The sequence below is a fragment of the Arthrobacter sp. AQ5-05 genome, from assembly GCF_003287975.1.
GTDB lineage: Bacteria > Actinomycetota > Actinomycetes > Actinomycetales > Micrococcaceae > Paeniglutamicibacter.
In genome coordinates this window covers 58,078-78,551 of the sequence record NZ_QMKQ01000020.1, presented here as the reverse complement: position 1 = coordinate 78,551, position 20,474 = coordinate 58,078, and the positions used below count along the sequence as shown (strand labels likewise).

21 protein-coding genes are annotated in these 20,474 nt (G+C 63.7%); 7 read left to right on the top strand and 14 right to left on the bottom strand.

The features are described from left to right. Positions 1-395: 395 nt before the first annotated feature. On the bottom strand, positions 396-1,451 hold the full coding sequence (locus DQ353_RS15790) for a ferredoxin--NADP reductase (RefSeq protein WP_113763906.1): 1,056 nt from the start codon (positions 1,449-1,451) through the stop codon (positions 396-398). Further along, entirely contained in the window at positions 1,448-2,353 is a 906-nt protein-coding gene (locus DQ353_RS15785) for an alpha/beta fold hydrolase (RefSeq protein ID WP_113763904.1), read from the bottom strand. The genes DQ353_RS15790 and DQ353_RS15785 overlap by 4 nt, the downstream gene beginning before the upstream one ends. A 261-nt stretch (positions 2,354-2,614) precedes the next feature. On the opposite strand from DQ353_RS15785, the gene DQ353_RS15780 reads away from it, so the two are divergent. The 3 genes from DQ353_RS15780 (at position 2,615) to DQ353_RS15770 (ending at position 5,099) form a co-directional block, all read left to right on the top strand. Continuing rightward, on the top strand, positions 2,615-3,799 hold the full coding sequence (locus DQ353_RS15780; RefSeq protein WP_181578437.1) for an acyl-CoA dehydrogenase family protein: 1,185 nt from the start codon (positions 2,615-2,617) through the stop codon (positions 3,797-3,799). 51 nt (positions 3,800-3,850) lie between these two features. Beyond that, the gene (locus DQ353_RS15775) at positions 3,851-4,051 is read left to right on the top strand and encodes a hypothetical protein (RefSeq protein ID WP_113763902.1); all 201 of its coding nucleotides are present in this window, start codon (positions 3,851-3,853) and stop codon (positions 4,049-4,051) included. A gap of 118 nt (positions 4,052-4,169) precedes the next feature. Then, positions 4,170-5,099: a VOC family protein gene (locus DQ353_RS15770; RefSeq protein WP_113763900.1), complete on the top strand. Its 930-nt coding sequence runs from the start codon at positions 4,170-4,172 to the stop codon at positions 5,097-5,099. Between the two features lie 236 nt (positions 5,100-5,335). Here the strand turns inward: DQ353_RS15770 and DQ353_RS15765 are convergent, their stop codons facing one another. The 4 genes from DQ353_RS15765 to DQ353_RS15750 are packed head-to-tail and all read right to left on the bottom strand — an operon-like array spanning position 5,336 to position 10,478. After that, positions 5,336-6,172: a bifunctional allantoicase/(S)-ureidoglycine aminohydrolase gene (locus tag DQ353_RS15765; RefSeq protein ID WP_113763898.1), complete on the bottom strand. Its 837-nt coding sequence runs from the start codon at positions 6,170-6,172 to the stop codon at positions 5,336-5,338. Further along, positions 6,165-7,442, bottom strand: a complete 1,278-nt coding sequence (locus tag DQ353_RS15760) for a DUF6986 family protein (protein WP_181578436.1) — start codon at positions 7,440-7,442, stop codon at positions 6,165-6,167. The genes DQ353_RS15765 and DQ353_RS15760 overlap by 8 nt, the downstream gene beginning before the upstream one ends. After that, complete coding sequence (aceB, locus tag DQ353_RS15755) at positions 7,439-9,067, bottom strand: malate synthase A (protein WP_113763894.1); 1,629 nt, start codon at positions 9,065-9,067, stop codon at positions 7,439-7,441. Before aceB ends, DQ353_RS15760 begins: the two co-directional genes overlap by 4 nt. A 22-nt stretch (positions 9,068-9,089) precedes the next feature. Beyond that, entirely contained in the window at positions 9,090-10,478 is a 1,389-nt protein-coding gene (locus DQ353_RS15750) for an NAD-dependent malic enzyme (protein ID WP_113763892.1), read from the bottom strand. A gap of 222 nt (positions 10,479-10,700) precedes the next feature. On the opposite strand from DQ353_RS15750, the gene DQ353_RS15745 reads away from it, so the two are divergent. After that, positions 10,701-11,465 carry an IclR family transcriptional regulator gene (locus DQ353_RS15745; RefSeq protein ID WP_113763890.1) on the top strand — a complete coding sequence of 255 codons (765 nt, stop codon included), beginning with the start codon at positions 10,701-10,703 and terminating at the stop codon, positions 11,463-11,465. Between the two features lie 105 nt (positions 11,466-11,570). Here DQ353_RS15745 and DQ353_RS15740 read toward each other — a convergent pair whose 3' ends face one another. From DQ353_RS15740 to uraD, 4 genes are all read right to left on the bottom strand, one after another. Then, a complete protein-coding gene (locus tag DQ353_RS15740; protein WP_113763888.1) occupies positions 11,571-13,178 on the bottom strand; it encodes a nucleobase:cation symporter-2 family protein in 1,608 nt (535 codons plus the stop codon). 75 nt (positions 13,179-13,253) lie between these two features. Next, positions 13,254-14,192 (bottom strand): factor-independent urate hydroxylase, encoded by a 939-nt coding sequence (gene pucL, locus DQ353_RS15735; RefSeq protein WP_113763886.1) that lies wholly within the window; start codon positions 14,190-14,192, stop codon positions 13,254-13,256. Positions 14,193-14,197: 5 nt separating this feature from the next. Then, on the bottom strand, positions 14,198-14,554 hold the full coding sequence (gene uraH, locus DQ353_RS15730) for a hydroxyisourate hydrolase (RefSeq protein ID WP_113763884.1): 357 nt from the start codon (positions 14,552-14,554) through the stop codon (positions 14,198-14,200). 56 nt (positions 14,555-14,610) lie between these two features. After that, positions 14,611-15,117 (bottom strand): 2-oxo-4-hydroxy-4-carboxy-5-ureidoimidazoline decarboxylase, encoded by a 507-nt coding sequence (gene uraD, locus DQ353_RS15725; protein ID WP_113763882.1) that lies wholly within the window; start codon positions 15,115-15,117, stop codon positions 14,611-14,613. Between the two features lie 325 nt (positions 15,118-15,442). On the opposite strand from uraD, the gene DQ353_RS15720 reads away from it, so the two are divergent. Both DQ353_RS15720 and DQ353_RS15715 read left to right on the top strand, forming a co-directional pair. Then, a complete protein-coding gene (locus DQ353_RS15720) occupies positions 15,443-15,634 on the top strand; it encodes a hypothetical protein (protein WP_113763880.1) in 192 nt (63 codons plus the stop codon). 293 nt (positions 15,635-15,927) lie between these two features. Beyond that, entirely contained in the window at positions 15,928-16,695 is a 768-nt protein-coding gene (locus tag DQ353_RS15715; RefSeq protein WP_286166849.1) for an SDR family oxidoreductase, read from the top strand. 12 nt (positions 16,696-16,707) lie between these two features. Here DQ353_RS15715 and DQ353_RS15710 read toward each other — a convergent pair whose 3' ends face one another. Further along, positions 16,708-17,154, bottom strand: coding sequence for an SRPBCC family protein (locus DQ353_RS15710; protein WP_113763876.1), 447 nt, complete (start codon positions 17,152-17,154; stop codon positions 16,708-16,710). A 96-nt stretch (positions 17,155-17,250) separates the two neighbouring features. Between DQ353_RS15710 and DQ353_RS15705 the strand changes: the two genes are divergently transcribed. Continuing rightward, positions 17,251-17,586, top strand: coding sequence for a YnfA family protein (locus DQ353_RS15705; RefSeq protein WP_113763874.1), 336 nt, complete (start codon positions 17,251-17,253; stop codon positions 17,584-17,586). Here the strand turns inward: DQ353_RS15705 and DQ353_RS15700 are convergent. From DQ353_RS15700 to DQ353_RS15690, 3 genes are all read right to left on the bottom strand, one after another. Then, positions 17,583-18,308 (bottom strand): DUF998 domain-containing protein, encoded by a 726-nt coding sequence (locus tag DQ353_RS15700; protein WP_181578435.1) that lies wholly within the window; start codon positions 18,306-18,308, stop codon positions 17,583-17,585. The two genes, DQ353_RS15705 and DQ353_RS15700, sit on opposite strands and share 4 nt — an antisense overlap. A 155-nt stretch (positions 18,309-18,463) precedes the next feature. After that, the gene (locus DQ353_RS15695) at positions 18,464-18,802 is read right to left on the bottom strand and encodes a nuclear transport factor 2 family protein (protein ID WP_113763870.1); all 339 of its coding nucleotides are present in this window, start codon (positions 18,800-18,802) and stop codon (positions 18,464-18,466) included. A gap of 155 nt (positions 18,803-18,957) precedes the next feature. Further along, positions 18,958-20,445 (bottom strand): cation:dicarboxylate symporter family transporter, encoded by a 1,488-nt coding sequence (locus tag DQ353_RS15690; protein WP_502696408.1) that lies wholly within the window; start codon positions 20,443-20,445, stop codon positions 18,958-18,960. Positions 20,446-20,474: the final 29 nt, after the last annotated feature.

Genomic DNA, 20,474 nt, shown 5'->3' with positions numbered 1-20,474 from the left:
CGGCACAGTTCATCCTTGAATTCCTGGCTGAACCTGCGTCGTGTTGGTGACATTTCGGTGATTCCTCATTCCGGTGAACCCCATCATTTCATGGGGCACCACTGTCCGAAATATCCAGAGCAGCCCAAACAGCGGGTGCGCCCCCGTGCCGCGCCCACATTGCCCCGGCACCACCGCCGGCCAGCAGCGCATCACAGGATGCGCTGCTTCGATTCGTCCCGGCCTGCAGCGGCCCTCGCAACATGAGGGCTTCACTTTCCACCCGCCTGCCGGCAGCAAAAAATCCACATGGCGGCCGATCCCCTGGCCAAAGAACCCCGGCCCGCACCCAAAGCCCCCTCGGCGTTAGCCGCCAAGAGGATCTCGGGCACGGGCCGGAACCGTTGTTCGGTCTTTTACTCGTCGTAAGTGATCTTCAGCTTGTCGCTGACGGGCCGCGCCTGGCAGGCAAGAATGTAGCCGTCTTGAAGATCTTCCGGTTCCAGGACCTCATTGCGGTCCAGGGTGACTTCGCCCTCCACCAGGATGCAGGTGCAGGCGCTGCAGGAGCCTTCGCGGCAGGAAAACGGTGCGTCGATTCCGGCGTTCAGCAGGACCTCGAGCAGCTTGTTCCTTGGCGGCCAAAGCACGGTGCTGGTCTGGCCATTGATCTGGACTTCAACAACCCGGTTATCCGTTGCGTCCTCGTCAACAACAATGTCGATCGGCGCAAAGGGATCCGTGGTCAGCGAGCTGAAACGTTCAATATGAATGCGTTCGTTCGGCATGCCGGCGCCGATCAGCACCTGTTCAATGGCGTCCATGAACGGGCCCGGGCCGCAGATGAATGCTTCGCGGTCCAGATAAGGACCGGCCAAAGCGGTGAGCGAGGCCCGGTCCGGAATGCCTTGGACGCTTTCGAGCCAGTGAATGACATTGACCCGGCCCGAGTACTGCTTCGTCAAGGCAATGAGTTCGTCCTTGAAGATGACGTTCTGCTCGTCACGGTTTGCATAGACCATGGTCACCAGCCCCGTGCCGGCAATGAGCGCCGACTTCAGGATGGACATCACCGGGGTCACCCCGCTGCCGCCGGCAAAAAGCAGGAAGTCCCCGTCCAGTGAGCTGGGCACGAAGGTTCCCGCCGGCTTGAGCACCTCCAGCAGCTGACCGGCCTCGACGTTGTCGCAAATCCAGTTTGAACCGTAGCCGTCACGGGTGCGCTTGATGGTGATCTTCAGTTTTTCATCTTGCTGCGGAGAACTGCACAGTGAGTAGCAGCGGGCTGCGCCGCCTTCCCGGTCGCTGGGAATCCGCAATGTCAGGAACTGTCCGGGCTTGTAGCTGAAGTTTTCCTCAAAGCCTTTGCCGGGCTCCAGCACCAATGTGTGCGCGTCCGAGGTTTCCCGGATCACCTCCACCACGCGGGCCTGCAACCCGGTGATTCGAGGGGTGCTCAGCGTGCTTGTCATGATGCAGCCTCCCCACCGCGGCGCAGGAAGCTCAGCACCGTGCTTTCAAAGGCTTCCTTCTGCTCGATCATGGCCCAGTGCCCGCAGTTGGGGAAGATATGCAATTCAACATCCGGAATGGTGCGCATCGGCACCAAGGCGCCGTCTACGGGCGACACCCGGTCATCACGCCCCCAGACAATCAAGGTCTTGGCCTTGAGCCGGTGCAAGGTGGCCCAGGCCGGCGGCGCATCGGTGGCCGCAGTCGCCTCGATCATTGCCTTCATGGCGGCCCTGCTATACATCCGGCGTGCGCTTTCCAGCGTCTGCGGATCGGTTGCCTGGGCCCAACGTTCTTCAATCAGTTCCTCGGTGACCATGTTCGGGTCAAACACCATGGAACGCAACCACTGGACAAGCCGCTCGCGGGTGGGGTCCTCGGTGAATTCGACCAAGAGGTTGATGCCTTCGGCCGGGAACGCACCGAAGATGCCAAGTCCCATGCCGCCGATCGTGACAAAACGGCGTACGCGCGCCGGGTTCTCGATGGAGAACTGGGTTCCCACAAACCCGCCCATGGAGTTGCCGATGATATCCACCTGTTCAAGGCCCAGGCCGTCGAGCAGGTCGGTAACCGCCTGGACGCCTGCCGGCATGGGATGCAGGTCGGTAGGATCGCTCACTCCAAAGCCAGGGAATTCCAGTAAGTAGCAGTGGAAGTGTTCGGCGAAGGCGTCGAGGACTCCCCCGAAGTTTCTCCATCCGGTGACTCCGGGGCCGGAACCATGCAGGAAGACCAGCGGTGGACCCTCTCCTGCTTCGTGGTAGCGAAGTACGCCACGTTCGGTCTGTAGCTCACGCAGGGTTGATTCAGCACTGAGGCTAGGCAATGAGCCCGGTGTATGGCGAAGGTCGACAGTCATTTCTCGCATCTCCTCGTGACGTAGATCTCAATGGTCTTTTGTGAACCTTAATCCGCAAAGCAACAAGAATCTGCGATGATCCCGTTGACCGGGATGCACGGGCGCACATTCCCATCAAGGTGCGCGAAATGCCTGCCGGCAAGCATCAAAACCAATGATCCCAATAGGTGAGACATGGATCACCCTCGGATGTGTGAGCCATTTAGATTCATACATAACAGCGGCGTGCAGTCGCCTTATGAGGAAGTGAGAAATAACCCCATGACCACCATTGCCACCACCGATGTACTCACCGAACGCGCAGCAGAGCTTCGCGCCGAAGGCGAGGTCAATGAGCGCCTTGGAAAACTCAGTGAGAAGTCAGTTGAGATCATGCGGCAGTCCGGGGTTATGAAACTTCTGGCTCCGACTGAATACGGCGGAACGCGCGCGCATCCTGCAGAATTCGCCGAGATGGTCATGAAAATGGCAAGCCTCGATGGTTCGGCCGGCTGGGTTGCCGGCGTCGTGGGTGTACACCCGTGGGAACTTGAACTCATGTCACCTAAGCTTCAGGAAGAAATTTGGGGCGCGGATGACGAAACATGGGTTTCTTCCCCTTACGCTCCAATGGGTGTTGCTACCCCGGTTGATGGCGGTTATAAGTTCACCGGCCACTGGCAGTTCTCCACCGGCACCGATCACGCGGACTGGGTCATACTTGGCGCGTTCCTCGCAGACCGTTCCGGTGAAAAGATCATGCCTCCACGTTTCCTCCACGTGGTAGTTCCACGCTCCGATTACACGATCGTGGATGACTCATGGGACGTGGTTGGGCTCAAGGGAACCGGCAGCAAGGACGTCATCATCAATGATGTGTTTGTTCCCGAATATCGCGTCGTCGATCAAACAGACTTGTTCTCCGGCAAGGTTGCCCGCGATGCCGGCAAGACCGAACCGATCCACCGTCTGCCGTTCTACAGCATCTTCCCGCAGGGCCTGACCGCCGCGGTCGTGGGCATCGCCGAGGGCGCCTTGCAAGCGCATCTTGATTACCAGAGTAATCGCGTACAGATCAATGGCTTCAAGAGTGTCGAAGATCCGTACACCATGTATGCGGTCAGTGAGGCTGCCGGAGAAATCCGTGCTTCCCGCGTCTCCCTGCTAGATAACATCAACCGCCTTTACGATACGGTGGCCGCCGGCAAGGAAATCTCCATGGAGCAACGCGCCGTTGGCCGCCGCACCCAGATTCAGGCAGCATGGCGCGCCACCGCAGCCATCGATACCATTCTGGCGCGTTCGGGCGGCAACGGCCTGCGCATGAACAACCCCATCCAGCGCTTCTGGCGGGACGCCCACATGGGCACCGCGCACGCCATCCACGTCCCGGGCCCAAGCTACCACGCCGCGGTGTTGACCGAAATCGGGCTGGAACCGCCGGTGCATCTCGCTTCCGCCGTCTAAACCCACTCATTATGAGCCACGACAACCAATACAACGCGGAAAGGAAACACCATGTTGCAGAACACCGGCTGGAAAGGCTTGGTAGGCCAACAGGTCCATGTGCAGAAGGACGGAGAAATCATCCGAACCGGCTACGTCGACGCTGTGGTCGATTCCGCCGACATCTTATGGCTCAAGTCCGATGGGGTACGCCAACGGGCACTCTTTGAAAAGGCCCATGGCTACTGTATTCAGCCAGTGCCCGTCTCTTGACCTATCCCTAGGTGAGTTCCCTGCTGGAGTTCACCCCGACTTCTATTTGGGGTCACTCCATAGGGCATGGCCCCCTCCCCAACCATCGAATCTCGAATAACCATTAGCGAGGAAGAAAATGACTCATATTCGTGGCCTAGGCTACCTGAAGGTCCAGACCCAGCACATTGCCCGCTGGCGTGAACTAACGCTCGAAGGCCTTGGCTTTGCCGAGACCGTCGGTCCAGACCCGGAGGGCATCTACCTGCGCATGGACGAACGTGAGGCGCGCCTGATCGTGCTCCCCGGCGATTCCGACCGCGTCGTGGCCGTCGGCTGGGAAGTTCGTGACAACTTCGCCCTTGCCGCAGTGGCCAAGGACGTGGAAAATGCCGGTTTCTCAGTGACTTGGTTGACCGAAGAGGAAAATGACCAGCGCGGTCTGGAGCAGGTCATCACCTTCACCGACCCTGCCGGAACCCCAGTGGAGATCTTCTTTGGCCCCCGGCTGGACCACAGCCCACTGAAGACCGGCTACGCCCAGAAGTTTGTGACAGGCGCACAAGGCATGGGTCACGTGGTGCTGCCAACGACCAAGATGGAGGAAACCACTTCCTTCTACACCGAGGTCTTGGGCTTCCTGCCGCGCGGCGCCGTCCGCTTGGGCCCGGAGCGTCCGGCGACCCGGTTCCGCTTCTACGGATGCAACCAGCGCCACCACTCGCTGGCCATGGGCCCGGCCCCGCACGGAGAAGCACCGGGCCTGGTCCACCTGATGGTTGAGGTCGAGGACCTGGACACCGTGGGCCGCGCCTACGACAAGGTCCGCCAGATGGACTTCAACATCACCGCATCCTTGGGGCGACACACCAACGACCAAATGGTTTCGTTCTATGTTCGTGCACCGGGCGGTTGGGATATCGAATTCGGCACCGACGGCATGCTGGTTGACGAGGCCTACTACACCTCGGAGGAAATCACCGCCGAAAGCTACTGGGGCCACTCCCACGAAGGTGCAGAGCCGCTGGCTGCCTTCGTTCCGCAGGCAGTGATTACCGCCGGGGTTTGATCCCCCAGCACGCACGGGTATTCGCGTTCCACAGGGAAACTCCCCGGAAGCTTGAACCATAGGGTTCTACTTCCGGGGAGTTTCCCTGTTTATCCGCCGAGCCATCCAGGCACCCAGGAACCCAGGAACCCATCGTGGCATCAGAAAGACCGGTCGCGTGCCCCAGGAAGAGGGGAACTGGCACGCAACCGGCCTTGTCCGTCATACCGCCCCAAGACGGTTTCGATGCGGCTGCTTTACAGCGCGATCTGGCGGTTCTGGTCCTTGTACAGCAGGTAGCGGAAGTTCGACGGTCCACCGGCGTAGCAAGCCTGCGGGCAGAAGGCGCGCAGCGACATGTAGTCGCCCGCTTCCACCTCAACCCAGTCAGCGTTCAGGCGGTAGACGGCCTTGCCCTCGAGCACGTACAGGCCGTGCTCCATGACGTGGGTCTCGGCGAACGGGATCGATGCGCCCGGCTCGAAGGTGACGATGTTGACACCGAAGTCGAAGGCGACATCCTCGGGATCGAGCATGCGGGTGGTGCGCCACTTGCCGTCGGTTTCCGGCATGGCACCGGGCTCGATGTCACGCTCGTTGCCGAAGACCGGGCCCGGAGCGGCGACGCCGGCCAGGACCTCGTAGCGCTTGCGGATCCAGTGGAAGGTCGCAACCTCGACGCCGTTGTTGTGCGCCGACCAGTTGGCACCGGCCGGGGCGAAGGCGAACCCGCCCTCTTCCAGGGTCTGGACCTGGCCGTCGATGGTCACGGTCAGCGAACCGGAGACCACGAAGATGAAGGACTGGACCTCGGCCTGCGGCTCCGGGTTATCCGAGCCGCCGCCCGGGTTGACCTCGACGATGGACTGGGCGAAGGTCGTGGCGCCGCCGGCAACCGGGCGGTTCAGGACCCATGCACGGGTTCCGGTCCACTCCGGGAAGACCGAGGTGACGATGTCGCGCAGCACGCCGCGCGGGATGACCGTGTATGCCTCGGTGACGATGGCGCGGTCGGAGAGCAGGTCGGTCTGCGGCGGGTGTCCACCGTAGTTCGTGTAATAGCTTGCCTCGGCACGAGTCTGGGTCTTAGGCATTCGAGTCCTCCGTCTGTGTTGCTCGCGCGAGCGCGATGGCTTCAAGGGTGGTCAGTGAAATTTCGGCCTGCGAGGTGATCTCCTCTGCAGTGAGTGCGCCACAGATCAGCCCGCGGCGGATGAAGTTGGCCAGCGCCTTGGCGGTTGCCGGTTCATCCATGATGGCCGATTCGAGTCGGTGCACATAGTTTCGCAGGCGGGTCGCCGCGGCGGCGAAGCCTTCGCGGTAGAACGCGTAGGTCGCCAGGTAGCGGGTGACCAGCTGGTTTTCGTGCAGGTCCCAGCCCTGGTAGATCCCGCGTTCCAGGTGGCGGCGCACCAGTCGGGCATGCAGCGCCCAGGCGGCCTCGACCTGTTCGGCATCGCCGAGGGGCAGGATGTTGGTCGAGCCGTCGGACATGTGCACGCCGGTGCCGGCGATGGCCACCTGCATGACGTTCTTGGCGTAGTCCGCTGCCGGGTGCTCCATGGACTGGTAGGCCGCGGCGATGCCCAGGGAGGCCGAGTAGTCGTAGGTGCCGTAGTGCAGCGAGGAAACGCGGCCTGCCCCGGCGTGGATCAGCGCGGCGGAGGGCACGGTGCCGTCGGCCGCGAGGATCAGCTGCGGGGTTTCCATCTGGACCTCGAAGCGCAGGCGTCCGGCGGGCAGCCCGTGGGCCGCCTCCAGCTGCTCGCAGACGAAGACCATGGCCCGCACCTGGGCGATGGTGGTGACCTTCGGAAGGGTCAGCACCAGGCCCTCGGGCAGTTCGCCGGCGCGGGCCAGCGTGGAAACGAACAGATCCAAGGTGCGCAGTCCTCGCGCCCGGGTGGGCGCCTCGAAGCACTTGAAGCGGATGCCGATGAACGGCGGGGCGGCGCCCGCCGCAACGGCCTTGACGACCTGCTCGGCGGCGGCAACCGCCGCGGCGTCCTCGGCTTCGTCACCGCGGTCCCCGTACCCGTCCTCGAAGTCCAGGCGCAAATCCTCGATGGGTTCGCTGCCGAGCTTCGCGGCAACCAGCGTTGCCAGCTCGCCGGGCTGCGACAGCCCCAGCTTCTCGGCCAGGGTGGCCAGTCCGGACACGCCGCCGGCCTTTGCCAGCGCCGCTGCGCCCCAGACCGCGGGCAGCTCGGGGGTGAAGCGGTCGGCCGGGACGTAGGCGGTGTGGATCGGCTGGCGCCGTCCGTCGTCGCCCGGGTAGCCCTTTTCCAGCAGTTCGTCGGTGGCGGCCAGGTCGCTTTCGATGCTTGCCAGTGCCGCGGCGTTCAGCACTCCCGCGCCACTCACTTGGAAACCAGCTCGGTGCTCAACAGGCGGTAGGCCGGCAGGGTGAGGAAGTCTTCGAAGTCCTCGTCGCGCCCGGAGACCAGGCGGCCGATCAGGTCCGCTGCCGGTGCGTAGTAGGCGTTGAAGGTCTTCTCGTCGTTGACCTCGCCACGCAGCTTGGCAACCTGGGCTTCGAGGGCCTTGGCGACCAGCTCGGCGGTGATGGTGTTGCCGGTGTCCGCGGCGACGACCTTGTTGTGGATCTGCTGCCAGATCTGCGAACGCGAGATCTCGGCGGTTGCCGCATCCTCCATGAGGTTGTGGATGGCCACGGCGCCGGTGCCCGAGAGCCACACTGCGGTGTAGGCCACGGCCACGTAGAGGTTGGTGTTGACCCCGGCCTCGGTGACCGAGCCCGGTGCGGAGGCGACGTCGAGCAGCTGTGCGGCGGTCACGTTGACTTCCGGGCGCTGGCGGTCGAGCTGGTTCGGCTTGTCCCCGAGCACGGAGTCGAAGACCTCGACGCAGACCGGGACCAGGTCCGGGTGTGCCACCCAGGAACCGTCGAAGCCATCATTGGCCTCTCGGGTCTTGTCCGCGCGGACCTTGTCGAATGCCGCCGCGGTGACCTCGGGTTCGCGGCGGTTCGGGATGACGGCGGCCATGCCGCCCATCGCGAAGGCTCCGCGCTTGTGGCAGGTCTGCACCAGGAGTTCGGTGTAGGCGCGCATCATCGGGGCGGTCATTGCCACGTCGGCGCGATCGGGCATGATGAAGGCGTCGCCGGCCTCCCGGAAGTACTTGATGATGGAGAAGAGGTAGTCCCAGCGTCCTGCGTTCAGGCCCGAGGCGTAGTCGCGCAGCTCGTAGAGCATCTCGTCCATCTGGAATGCAGCGGTGATGGTCTCAATGAGCATGGTGGCGCGCACGGTGCCGTGTTCGATGCCCAGCTCGGCCTCGGCGAAGGAGAACACGTCGTTCCACAGGCGGGATTCGAGGTGGGACTCCATCTTGGGCAGGTAGTAGAACGGGCCCTGGCCCTTTTCCGAAAGAACCTTGGCGTTGTGGAAGAAGTGCAGGCCGAAATCGACCAGTGCGCCCACTGCCGGTGCGCCGTTGATGAGCACGTTGGCCTCGGGCAGGTGCCAGCCGCGCGGGCGGACCACGACGGTGGCCAGCGGCGCGTCGGTGCGCAGCGCGTAGGACTTGCCGTTGCCCGCATCCTCGAAGGACAGGGTGCCGGCGGCGGCGGCGGTGAGGTTCACCAGTGCGTCGATGACGTTGTGCCACGTCGGGGTCGAGGCGTCCTCAAGGTCCGCGAGCCAGACCTTGGCCCCGGAGTTCAGGGCGTTGATGGCCATCTTGGCCGGAGTGGCCGGGCCGGTGATTTCCACGCGGCGGTCCTGCAGGGCCGCCGGTGCCGGCGCGACCTTCCAGTCGCCGGTGCGGACTTGCGCGGTGGCCGGATCGAAGTCCAGGGTTCCGGTCTTTGCTACCTCGGCGCGCGCGGCGGTGCGTGCCTCGAGGAGCTGTTCGCGGGTGGATGCGAACTTTTCGTGCAGCTTCTCCACGAACGCTAGCGCCTCGGTGGAGAGGATCTCATCGGCCTTTGCAACGGCCGGGGTGTGGGTCAGGGTGATGCTCATGGTGGTGGACCAGACTTTCTTGCTACTTGTTTTTCGCGGCCGCGGTGGTGACGGCCTCGGCGACGTCTGCGGCCACATGCGGGTCGAAGACGGACGGGATGATGAAGCCCGGGTTAAGTTCATCTTGGCTTACGCGGGCGGAAATGGCATCGGCTGCGGCCAACAACATTTCGTCGGTGATGTCTGCAACGCGTGCATCGAGTAGTCCGCGGAAGAAGCCCGGGAAGGCCAGCACGTTGTTGATCTGGTTCGGGAAGTCGGAACGACCCGTGGCAACCACTGCTGCGTGGCGGCCGGCGGCGATCGGGTCGACCTCCGGGTCCGGGTTGGCCATGGCAAAGACGATGGCGTCCTTGTTCATGGCTGCGATGTCGGCCTCGTCCAGGACGTTCGGTGCCGAAACGCCGATGAAGACATCGGCTCCGACAACGGCTTCCTTGAGCGTTCCGGTGAACTGCTCCGGGTTGGTGTTCTCGGCGAGCCACTGGCGGTGCGGGTCGGCAGAGACATCCGCGGCACTGATCGCTCCGTTGCGACCTGCGGCAATGATGTTCTTCGCGCCGCGTGCGGCCAGAAGCTGGATGATGGCGTTGCCTGCTGCGCCGACGCCGGAGACGACGATGCGGACCGTGTCGATCTGCTTGCCGACCACCAGCAGCGCGTTGGTCAGCGCCGCAAGGGTGACGATGGCGGTGCCATGCTGGTCGTCGTGGAAGACCGGGATGTCCAGTTCCTCGCGCAGGCGGGCCTCGATCTCGAAGCAGCGCGGAGCCGCGATGTCTTCGAGGTTCACACCGCCGTAGACCGGGGCGAGTGCCTTGACGATCATGATGATCTCTTCGGTGTCCTGGGTGTCCAGGCAGACCGGCCAGGCGTCGACGTTGGCGAACTGCTTGAACAGCGCTGCCTTGCCTTCCATGACCGGAAGGGCTGCGGCCGGGCCGATGTTGCCCAGGCCCAGGACGGCCGAGCCGTCGGTGACCACGGCAATGGTGTTGCGCTTGATGGTGAGGTTGCGGGCATCCTCGGGGTTCTCGGCGATGGCCATGCACACGCGAGCCACACCCGGGGTGTATGCCCGGGAGAGGTCGTCGCGGTTGCGCAGGGCGACCTTCGGGACGACCTCGAGCTTCCCGCCCAGGTGCATCAGGAAGGTGCGGTCGGAAATGTTGCGGACGGTGACGCCTTCAAGTTCGTTCAGCGCGTCGCGGACGATCTGTCCATGCTCGGCGTCGGTGGTGTTGCAGCTGACGTCGACGACCATGGTCTCGTGACCGGACTCGGCCACGTCAAGTGCCGTGATGGAGCCGCCTGCGCGGCCGACTGCGGCAGCCAATTCGGTGGTCGCCGTGATGGAGACGGGCGTTTCAACACGCAACGTCACTGAGTAGCCTGGGCTTGGTACAGCCATTTCGTCCTCCTGAAAATGTTTCCGTATAGTGGATACTATTATCTACTCAGTGAAATTACAAGCCTTACTGTGGACTGCATCACTAGATTTTTCATGAAAACTTCCGGATTGCGGAAAAGTTAGCCCCGGCTCCGGTAACGTAAGACTTGGCAACCCGCCCGTTTGCGGGACCGCCGGACCGGGATTCCCCCTCCGCGCACCACCGACATCAGGAGCATCTCCATGGCCGAACCAAAGACGACACCGGGCGTCCAGTCCGTCGAGCGCGCCTTCGAGCTGCTCGAACTCATTGGCAGGGCCGGCGGAGAGGCCGCACTGAGCGAACTTGCCGTGGACACCCCGCTCCCGTTGCCCACCATCCACCGGTTGCTGCGCACCCTGGTCGGCATTGGGTACGTGCGCCAGCTCAACAACCGGCGCTACGCCCTGGGCCCGCGGTTGATCCGCCTCGGCGAGGTCGCCAACCGCCAGCTCGGAGCACTGTCCACCCCGATCCTGCAGACCCTGGTGAACGACCTGGGCGAATCGGCCAGCATCGCGGTGCTCGACGGCGACATGGTCACCTACATTTCCCAGGCCCAGTCCCCGCACGCGATGCGCATGATCACCGAGGTCGGACGCCGTTCCTCGCTGCACGGCACCGGCGTGGGCAAGGCCATCCTCTCGGTCATGGAGAACGACCGCGTCCAGCGCCTGGTCAACCAGGCCGGAATGCCGGCACACACCCCCAAGACCATCAGCACCATGCACCAGCTTTTCGACGAACTCAACGAGGTCCGTGCCCGCGGGTACGCCATCGACGAGGAAGAACAGGAGCTGGGCGTCCGCTGCCTGGCCATGTCGGTACCCGGGGCACCCACCCCGATGGCCATTTCCATCTCCGGGCCCGTCACCCGCGTCACCGACGAATTCGCTTCCCGGGCGATACCCCACCTGCGCGCCGCCACGGCCCAGTTGTCCGCGGCCCTGGCCGTCACCACGGGCTAGACCCGGTACAAGCACCGCAAGGCGGTCCGGCCGGAGGCGGGGAACCTGGTTCCCTGCTTCCGGCCGGACCGCCTTGGAGTTTAATTCGATGGCCGTACCCTTGTCTCAGTGGTGCGGCGGCGAAGCCGGTCCCGAACGAACGAATTCGGACTCGTCCGGGCAGGGTACCCCGGCCTCCGCGCATTTCTTGCGGTAGTCCTCGACGATGCCCTTGAATTCGTCGTCGTCCACGACGGGGATTTCCTCGCCGGCGGCGTCAATGAGCCTCCCGGACTTGAAGTGGTCGCCCTCGAGCAGCCCGCGGACCTCCTCGGCCTTGACGATGCGCGGGATCTGCTCGGCAATGAGCATGCGCGGCGGTGCAGCTACAAAGGCCGAAGCATTCTTCTTGGGGTTGCCGAACGTCAGCTCGTTGAACAACAGGTTCAGCAGCACGGCCATGACCGCCGCCGAGCTGATGCCCGAGTGGAAGATGGTGGCGAACCAGGTCGGGAACTGGTCGTAGAAATCCGTCTTCACGATCGGCAGTGCACCGAAGGCGATCGAGGTTGCCACGATGATCATGTTCAGGTTGTTCTCGTACTTCACGCTGGCCAGGGTGCGGATGCCCGAGGCGGCAACGGTGCCAAAGAGCACGATGCCCGCCCCGCCCAGCACCGGGGTGGGGATCGCTGCGACCACGCGGCCGAGGATCGGCAGCAGACCCAGCACCACCAGGATGCCGCCACCGGCGGTGACCACGAAGCGGGACTTGACCCCGGTGATGGCAACCAGTCCGACGTTTTGCGCGAACGCGCTCTGGGTGAAGGTGTTGAAGACCGGAGCCAGGATGCTCGAGGCCATGTCGGCGCGCAGGCCGTCGGCAATGCGCTTGGAGTCGACGCGGGTCTTGGCGATCTCGCCCACCGCGAGGATGTCGGCGGTGGTTTCGGTGAGGATCACGATCACAACGATTGTCATCGAGACGATCGCGCCGATCTCGAAGATCGGCCAGCCGAAGGCGAAGGGCTGGGGGAAGGCGAAGATCGACCCGTGGGGCACCGCGGAGAAGTCGGCCATGCCCAGGAACACGGCGATGATGGTGCCGATGACCATGGCCAGCAGGATCGACAGGCGCGAGATCGCGGCCTTGCCGACCTTGGAGAGCAGCAGCACGATCAGCATCGTCAAGCCGGCCAGCCCGATGTTGGCCAAGGACCCGTAGTCATCGGCCTTGGCGTTGCCGCCCATGGCCCAGTTTGCCGCCACGGGGGTCAGCGAAAGCCCGATCATGGTGATCACCACGCCGGTGACAACCGGCGGGAAGAACCGCACGATCTTGGCGAAGAAGGGCGCGATCAGGAAGCCGATCAGCGAGGCGGCAAGCACGGCGCCAAAGACCGATTGCAGGCCACCGTCGCCGTTGACGATGGCCACCATGGTGGAGACCGAGGCGAAGGAGGTTCCCTGGACCAGCGGGAGCTGGGCCCCGAAGAACGGGACGCCGACGGTTTGCAGGATCGTGGCCAGCCCGCCGACAAAGAGGCAGCTGGCGACAAGCACGCCGATCTGCTCGGGGGTGAGCCCGGCGGCGCCGCCGATGATCAGCGGCGGGGCGATGATTCCGCCGTACATGGTCAGTACGTGTTGGAGTCCGTAGGCGATGGTCTTGCCCAGGGGCAACCGCTCGTCCTCGGGACGGAGTGTAGTACTTTTGACTTGCGCAGCCTTCATGTCTGAACTCCTTGATGGTTGCGATGAATCGGGGGTGCCCACGTGGCAGCGCCGGCACCCCCGAAACCTCATCGACTAGCAGAAACCGGGCGTGTTTTCCCAGATGGTGTGGTTGGCGGGAACACCCTCGCGGGTGATCGTCGCCTCGATCAGGCCGTACGGGCGATCAGCCGCGAAGAAGACCTCGTTGGGGTTGTCCTGGCCGAACGGCGAGAGGTCAACCAGGAAATGGTGCTTGTTGGGCAGCGAGAACTTGATCTCCTCGATTTCCGGGTGGGCCTCGAGCGCGGCCTTGCCCATCTCGAACATCGTCTGCTGCAGCGCGTAGGAGTGGGTGGCGGCAAACCCCGCAAGCAGCAGCTCGCGCACCGAGGCGTAGACCGCGTTGAAGTCGATGCCGCCGGAGGCGGCGGTCCCGCTGTTGTAGCGCCAGCGCGCAGTCACGTCGGTGGCCAGGATCCGGTCATCGGTTTCCTGCAGCGTCGTGTACTTGTCGCGCGGGAAGCCGCGGAACTCGCTGGCCGTGGATTTCAGCACCGTGAGGTCACGGATGCCGGCCAGCACCGAGGTCTCTCCGTCGCGGATTTCCAGCACCGCGGTGCGGATCTCGGACTTGTTGCGCGAGAAGGCATGGTCGTGGTCCTGGATGCGGTCCCAGAAATACTGCTCGGCCGCCCAGCGGCCTCCGGTGACCCAGTCGAATTCGCTGGTGAAGTGCCTGCCCAGGCGGGCAAGGAATTCCTCGGGCGAGCCCACGCCGTCGCGGGCGAAGGCGTAGACGGTGTTCTTCTGGGTGTCGGTGGCCACGACGTGGCCGTTGTCCCCGTCGATGTGGGCCGCAAGGAAGTCTCCATGCAGCTGCGAGGTGACGTTCAGGTCCTCGATTTCATGGCGTTTGGTGTCGCGGGTGATCTTGACCAGGCGCACCTCGGCCTTGCCGTATTGGTTCGAACCCAAGACGATCTTGCTGCCGGTCTCGGTCCCGGTCGCTGATTCGGATGCAAATGTAGTCATGGTTTTTAGCTCCCTCGGTACGTGGAAAATGCAAACGGGCTGATAAGAAGAGGTACGTGGTAGTGATCGGCCGTGTCCGTGATACTGAAGCCGATCACCACCTCGGGAAAGAAGGTTTCCGTGCCCGTCTTTCCAAAGTAGGCACCCGTATCGAAAGTGATCCGGTAGTGCCCGGCTTCAACCTGTGTCGGGCCGAGGTTCGCGATCCGCCCGTCGCGGTCGGTCACCCCGATTCCGATTTCTTGCCAGCCGGATGCCGCCTTGGCTTCCAGCGTGGCCTTGACACCGGAGGAAGGCCTCCCGGTCCCGGTGTCGAGTACATGGGTGGTGATGTGACTGCGTTCAGTCTGGGTGGCGCTCATCAAAAGACTCCTTTGGGGTTCGATGAGTGGAAGTGAAGAATGTTCAGGGGCGCTTTCTAGGGCGCGGGGACGGCGTCGAAGGCCGAGGTGAGGCGCAACAGCGCGATGGCACGCAGCTGTTCGCCGACTTCCGCCACCTCGGTGGCGGGGTCGTTGTCGAGGCGCCGGTGCAGTTCGGCAAGGATTTCTTCGCTGGTTCGTCCCGCTGCCCGGATGAGAAAGACGCGGGAAAACCGCTCTTCGTAGGCGCGGTTTCCAACCAGAAGATCTGCTGCTATCCGCTCGTCGATGTCCAGGCCGGATTGTTCGCCGCGGCTGAGCGTGGCTTCGGCCGAGGAGCCGGCGGCACGTTCCCCGATGCGGGGGTGACGGGCCAGGGCTGCGTCGATTTCCGCTTCGGTGAAGGGGAATGCGGCCGTTGCGGCGGTTTCCAGGAGTTCGTTGGCCGAAGCAAACGGACGGGCAGCAACAATGGCTTCAACCCAGCGAGCAATGTCGGCACATGGTTGAAGGACAGCAGCCGCGGCGTTCGAGTCGAGTGCATTGAAACGGGAAATGTTCATGGGGTGGTCAGCTCTTTCATCCTGCTTGAGTTGCTTGCACCATCCAGGGCTGAACACCCTTACAACCGATTTTGGAAATCGGATTCGACTCGATGTTTCTGGATGGTGGAACTTCGTGTTCACACCATGTAACCCGCATCACAGCCGTTCCGTCAAGGGGTCTGTCGAAAATCTTTCGGTTCGCCCCGCAGCATCGGCGCCGGCCCGGGTGTGAAATAAATTACGCCGACCCCTTGCCTTTCCGCCGAATCACCTACATACTTAATTTCACCAAGCAATATTAAGATTTCATATCTTGGAATCTCGCCGTTTAGAGGAGGAACGCATGAAGATCACCCAGCCCATCGTTGAAGCAACCAGCGAGAATACCCCGCGCGTCGTTCCGGAGCTCTCGACGGCGCTAAGCACAGGGATGTTCCACCCCATCGGTGGTCTCGACCCCGACATGAGCCGCGGTCCGCGAGGCTCCAAGACGCGCATCGGTTTCTGGTCGCGTTTCCGCACCGCACGCAGCTAACCGCCGGTCCCGGCCTGGGCCATCCGAGCGGTCGCTCCGGTCCCCGTGGGCCCCGACGCACGACCTCCAGGCATCATGAACACCACGGTGGGATTCCAGGCACAGCCACGGAATCCCACCGTTGGCATGTCCCGAAATGCTGCGAAAAGCCGTCACCGTTCGTTGTGCATGGCTTCAGCCATCCAGCCGCCTCGGCTGCGGCTTCGGTAGTCTGGAAACCAAAGTCCTCCCACGGGCAGATCCCTGCCCGCAACCACCAAAAACGACAACTTTATTTCCAAAGGATGATCCCGTTGACCGCACCCAAGGAACTTGCCGCACCCTCCGCTCGAACCATCCTGGTCACCGGGGCCGGTTCCGGAATCGGCAAGGCCCTCAGCGGACGGATGCTCAACGCGGGGTGGAATGTCGTCTTGGCAGGTCGCCGCAAACTCCAGCTGGAGCAAAGTGCCGCCGGGCACCCCAATGCCCTTGTGGTGCCCGCCGACATCACCGACCCGGTAGCAGTCGAGCAGCTTTTCAACGCGGGAATCGAGCGTTTTGGCAAGATCGATGTGCTCTTCAACAATGCCGGGATCTTTGGGCCGTCCGCAACCATCGGTGAGCTCACCGCGCAGCAGTGGCAGGAAGTCTGCGCCGTCAATCTCAGCGGCGCCATGTACTGCGCCGGAGCCGCGTTCAGGCACATGCAGGATACCGGCGGCGGGCGTGTCATCAACAACGGTTCAATCAGTGCCCAGGTGCCTCGTCCGGCATCTGTCGCATATGCGGTGACCAAGCACGCAATCACGGGTCTGACCAAGTCCATTGAATTGGATGGCCGCCCCTACGGCATCACCTGCTCGCAGATCGACATCGGCAATGCCGCCTCGGACATGATGAAGGATGTCGGTGCCACCTCGGGGGCGCTGCAGTCCGACGGCAGCCGCAAGGTGGAGCCCACTTTCGACATGGACCATGCCGCGGCAGCCATTGAGTTCATGGCCTCCGCCCCCGCCGAGGTGTCCGTCAACCAGGTCACGATCACCGCGGCCGGAATGCCGTTTGTCGGTCGCGGCTAGGAACGGCGCCTGCTAAAGGTGCAGGGCGAACAGGCGGTCAAGCTTGGTGAACGAGGATTCCCAGCCGGCACGTGCCGGTTCCAGGACCTCGGCCGGGAGCGGGCCCTGGGTGATCCGCAGCGCGGTGCCCGTGGGGCAGTCGGCGAACTCGACACGCATTTCAATGACCAGGTTCAGGGTCATCTCGTGCGGCCCGTCCTCCCCGACCAGCAGCTCGTGCTCACGGACCTCGGTGAACGTCGCGTGCACCGGAGAGGTCTTGGTCGGGTCCTCCAGCAGGTGCATCACGAACTTCTGGAGGCCACCCACGCGCGGGTCGATGGTCACGGTATCCACGTGCACGCCCCAGCCCTCGGGGCCAAACCATTCGGCCAGGATTTCCGGCTCGGTAAAGGCCGCCCACACCGCACCGCGGGGAGCGGAAAATTCACGTTCAATAACCAGTTCGCCCATATCCATGCGCACGAGGTTACCTCGATTCGGGCCGCGAGCCGAATGGCGGGCCCCTTCTGTGGGGGCAAACACCCCTTGGAAGAAGATGAAAGGATTGCGGGCATGACCGTGTTGAAATCAATCGTGCTCTTCGGCGTTGCCGCTTTGCTGGAAATCGGCGGCGCCTGGCTGGTGTGGCAGGGCATCCGCGAGCACCGCGGCTGGCTCTGGATCGGCGGCGGAGCCATCGCCCTGGGACTGTATGGAATCGTCGCCACGTTCCAGCCCGACGCCAACTTCGGCCGCATCCTGGCGACCTACGGCGGGGTCTTCATCGCCGGATCCCTGCTCTGGGCGGTGCTCCTGGATGGTTTCCGCCCGGATCGCTGGGACATCGCCGGGGCCGCCATCGCCCTGGCCGGGGTCGGGTTGATCATGTACGGTCCGCGCGGGGGCTAGGAACCGAAGATCCCCCGGCCGGGATCGACCGTCCCCTCGGACAGAGGATCCCCTCCCGGAAGAACCGTGGGTGCCGGCCAGGTCCCCAGGGGCAACCTCCTGATGGCCCTGCACACCACCAGCACCCAGCCGAGCAGTCCGGCCAGACAGAACCGCTCGGCGAACCCCAGCAAATCCTGCCCAACGGCGGCGGCCAGCCCCAACGATGCGAGCCCGACGGCAGTAACCGCCGCAAGAATCAACGCCACAGGGTAGGCATTTTCCAGCTCCGGGGCGGAGCGCATCCAGCGGGTCAGCACGAGAATGCCGGCCAGCGCGGCCAGGAATCCGGCGCCGGCCACATAGAGATGCACGGTGCCCGCCGTCGTCACCGCGTGCAGGCCGGACCCGGCATCAACGTCGGTCGGGAAGAAGGCCAGTGCCGCCGAGCACAGGCCCCCGGCGGCCATCAGGAGCGCCCCGGTCCGTCGAAACCCGGAGGCTGGATCGATCCTGTTGATGGCCACGATGGCACACAGGGTGGTGACGGCCCGGCCGAGGAAATTCAGGTTCATGATCCACCCGAACGGACCCACCGCCAGGTTGCTTTCGGCGTCACTGACCACGCTGTAGTGCGGGGGCAGGAACTGGAGCACCACGTCGACCAGGACATAAACGGCGACGCCGGCCATGGCTGCGGTGGCAAACCGCCGTCGGGCATTGTCCGGGTTCTGCGGCATCATTGATCCAGCTTTCCATACCGGCGCCCCCATCCGCCACACCGCACCCACGCCGCAGGGGACACAACGCAAGACCCGAAAACAGGGCCCCGAAAAAGCTCCCCGGGGGGCCAACCAGTCCTTGTCCCGGGCAACAGGTCGCCTCGTGCGACAGGGGGCTATTCCCCGAAGATCCCCCGGCCGGTTTCCATGTCGACCGGCAGGGACGAATGCTCGTGCACGACCAGCCACCTCGAATCGCGCAGTTCCAGTCCCATGGTCATCCTGTTGGTCAACGAGCGCAGCTTCCTGCCATCGGCAGAGAATGCGGTAAACGTTGCCGCGGCCGAAAGCATCGCCACCTTCTCCCCGGCAAGCACCCGGACATCGGAGAAATCCACCCGCACCGCTTCGGCGCCCCGGGAACCGAACCAGTCGGCCGCCATCGCCCGCCAGGTCCCGGCACCCACGAATTCAAATTTTCCCGACGCATCGTAGACGTGGACATCTGGGGGCATACCGGTCCGTGGACGCCGCAAGGTTCTGGGCGTTCACCGCGGAGGCATAGGCGCCAGGAACCAGGGCGGGGCCGTCGTTAAGAAAGCCATCCATGCAGCGGACACCAATGCCTCGGTCCACTGCATGGATGGCTTCTTGCTGCCAGGAGTCGGCGCTACTCCGTGCGTTCCGGTGCCCCGCTGGCCGCCAGAAGGCGTTCTGCGTGGGACATCTGGATACTTGGAGCCGAGCCCCGGGTGGGTCCGCCGGCGAACTTCGGCGACGGCTCCCCGCCCTCGGCCAGGCGCAGCTCTTCTTCGACGTGGAACTCGTCTTCTTCGCCGAGCATGATGGCGCTGTCCTCGTTGGTGATCTCCCCGGCGAAGGCACGAACCATGGCCTCGCGGTCGAACTGGCCTTCCCACTTGGCCACCACGAAGGTTGCCACGCAGTTGCCCAGCAGGTTCACTGCCACGCGCATGGAGTCCATGATGCGGTCGGCACCGAGCAGCAGGGCGACACCGGCAACCGGGAAGATCCCGAGTGCTGCGGCCGTGGCCGAGAGGGCGAGGAAGGACGAGCCGGGGACCCCGGCCATACCCTTGGAGGTCAGCAGCAGGACTCCGAGCGCTCCGAGCTGCTGGCCGAAGGTCAGGTCGTGGCCGAAGGCCTGGGCCAGGAAGAGCAACGAGATGGAGAGGTAGATTGCCGCGCCGTCGAGGTTGAAGGAGTATCCGGTGGGGACAACCAGGCCCGTGGTTGCACGCGAGCAACCGGCGTTGGTCAGCTTCGTCATGATGCGCGGCATGACAGCCTCGGTCGAGGCCGTGCCCAGTGCCAGCAGGAATTCCTCGCGGGTGTAGCGGATGAACTGCCACAGCGGAACCCGTGCCACGATCCAGGCAATGATGAACAGAATGCCGATGAACAGCAGGGCGGCCACGTAGCAGGCAACGATGAGCTTGGCGTAGGTGCCCAGGGTTTCGATGCCGTACTGGCCGATGATGAAGCCCATGGCCCCCAGTGCGCCCAGCGGGGCAACCCGCATGATCCAGCTCATGATCTTGAAGATGAGTTCCAGGATGATCTCGAACAGGCTCAGCACCGGTGCGCAGCGTTCCTGGCCGACGACCACGATGGCGGCGCCGAAGAACACGGAGAAGAACAGGACCTGGAGCAGGATGTTGTCGGCGAAGGCGCCGATGACGCTGACCGGGATGATGCCGAGGATGAAGCTGGCAGCGTCCTTGGCCTCGCCGGTCTTTTCCGCCAGGGCCCCGCCGTCCAGGGTGGCGGGGTCGATGTTGAGCCCGACACCCGGCTGGACGATGTTGCCGATGATCAGTCCGAAGACCAGGGCGAAGAGCGTTGCGCCGGTGAAGTAGATCAGCGCCTTGACCCCGACGCGGCCCACGGCCTTGACGTCGCCGACGGCGGCGATGCCGGTGACGATCACCAGGAAGATCAGCGGGGCAATGATCATCTTGATCAGCATGATGAAGCCGTCGCCAAGCGGCCGCAGGGCCGAACCCACCGTGGGCCAGAAGTGCCCGATGAGCACCCCTGCTACAACGGCAAGTGCAAGCTGGAAAAAGAGCGACTTGTAGATCGGCGCCCTTTTCTGCCGGACATCCGATCGTGCCACATTGGCACCTGACGTTATTCTCACGGTTTCATCCATTCCTGAAGAAT

Coding starts and splice junctions, on each gene's coding strand:
- DQ353_RS15790 (WP_113763906.1), bottom strand. CDS start 1,451: ATGACAAGCACGCTGAGCACCCCTCGAATCACCGGGTTGCAGGCCCGC.
- DQ353_RS15785 (WP_113763904.1), bottom strand. CDS start 2,353: ATGACTGTCGACCTTCGCCATACACCGGGCTCATTGCCTAGCCTCAGT.
- DQ353_RS15780 (WP_181578437.1), top strand. CDS start 2,615: ATGACCACCATTGCCACCACCGATGTACTCACCGAACGCGCAGCAGAG.
- DQ353_RS15775 (WP_113763902.1), top strand. CDS start 3,851: ATGTTGCAGAACACCGGCTGGAAAGGCTTGGTAGGCCAACAGGTCCAT.
- DQ353_RS15770 (WP_113763900.1), top strand. CDS start 4,170: ATGACTCATATTCGTGGCCTAGGCTACCTGAAGGTCCAGACCCAGCAC.
- DQ353_RS15765 (WP_113763898.1), bottom strand. CDS start 6,172: ATGCCTAAGACCCAGACTCGTGCCGAGGCAAGCTATTACACGAACTAC.
- aceB (WP_113763894.1), bottom strand. CDS start 9,067: ATGAGCATCACCCTGACCCACACCCCGGCCGTTGCAAAGGCCGATGAG.
- DQ353_RS15750 (WP_113763892.1), bottom strand. CDS start 10,478: ATGGCTGTACCAAGCCCAGGCTACTCAGTGACGTTGCGTGTTGAAACG.
- DQ353_RS15745 (WP_113763890.1), top strand. CDS start 10,701: ATGGCCGAACCAAAGACGACACCGGGCGTCCAGTCCGTCGAGCGCGCC.
- DQ353_RS15740 (WP_113763888.1), bottom strand. CDS start 13,178: ATGAAGGCTGCGCAAGTCAAAAGTACTACACTCCGTCCCGAGGACGAG.
- pucL (WP_113763886.1), bottom strand. CDS start 14,192: ATGACTACATTTGCATCCGAATCAGCGACCGGGACCGAGACCGGCAGC.
- uraH (WP_113763884.1), bottom strand. CDS start 14,554: ATGAGCGCCACCCAGACTGAACGCAGTCACATCACCACCCATGTACTC.
- uraD (WP_113763882.1), bottom strand. CDS start 15,117: ATGAACATTTCCCGTTTCAATGCACTCGACTCGAACGCCGCGGCTGCT.
- DQ353_RS15720 (WP_113763880.1), top strand. CDS start 15,443: ATGAAGATCACCCAGCCCATCGTTGAAGCAACCAGCGAGAATACCCCG.
- DQ353_RS15710 (WP_113763876.1), bottom strand. CDS start 17,154: ATGGATATGGGCGAACTGGTTATTGAACGTGAATTTTCCGCTCCCCGC.
- DQ353_RS15705 (WP_113763874.1), top strand. CDS start 17,251: ATGACCGTGTTGAAATCAATCGTGCTCTTCGGCGTTGCCGCTTTGCTG.
- DQ353_RS15700 (WP_181578435.1), bottom strand. CDS start 18,308: ATGATGCCGCAGAACCCGGACAATGCCCGACGGCGGTTTGCCACCGCA.
- DQ353_RS15695 (WP_113763870.1), bottom strand. CDS start 18,802: ATGCCCCCAGATGTCCACGTCTACGATGCGTCGGGAAAATTTGAATTC.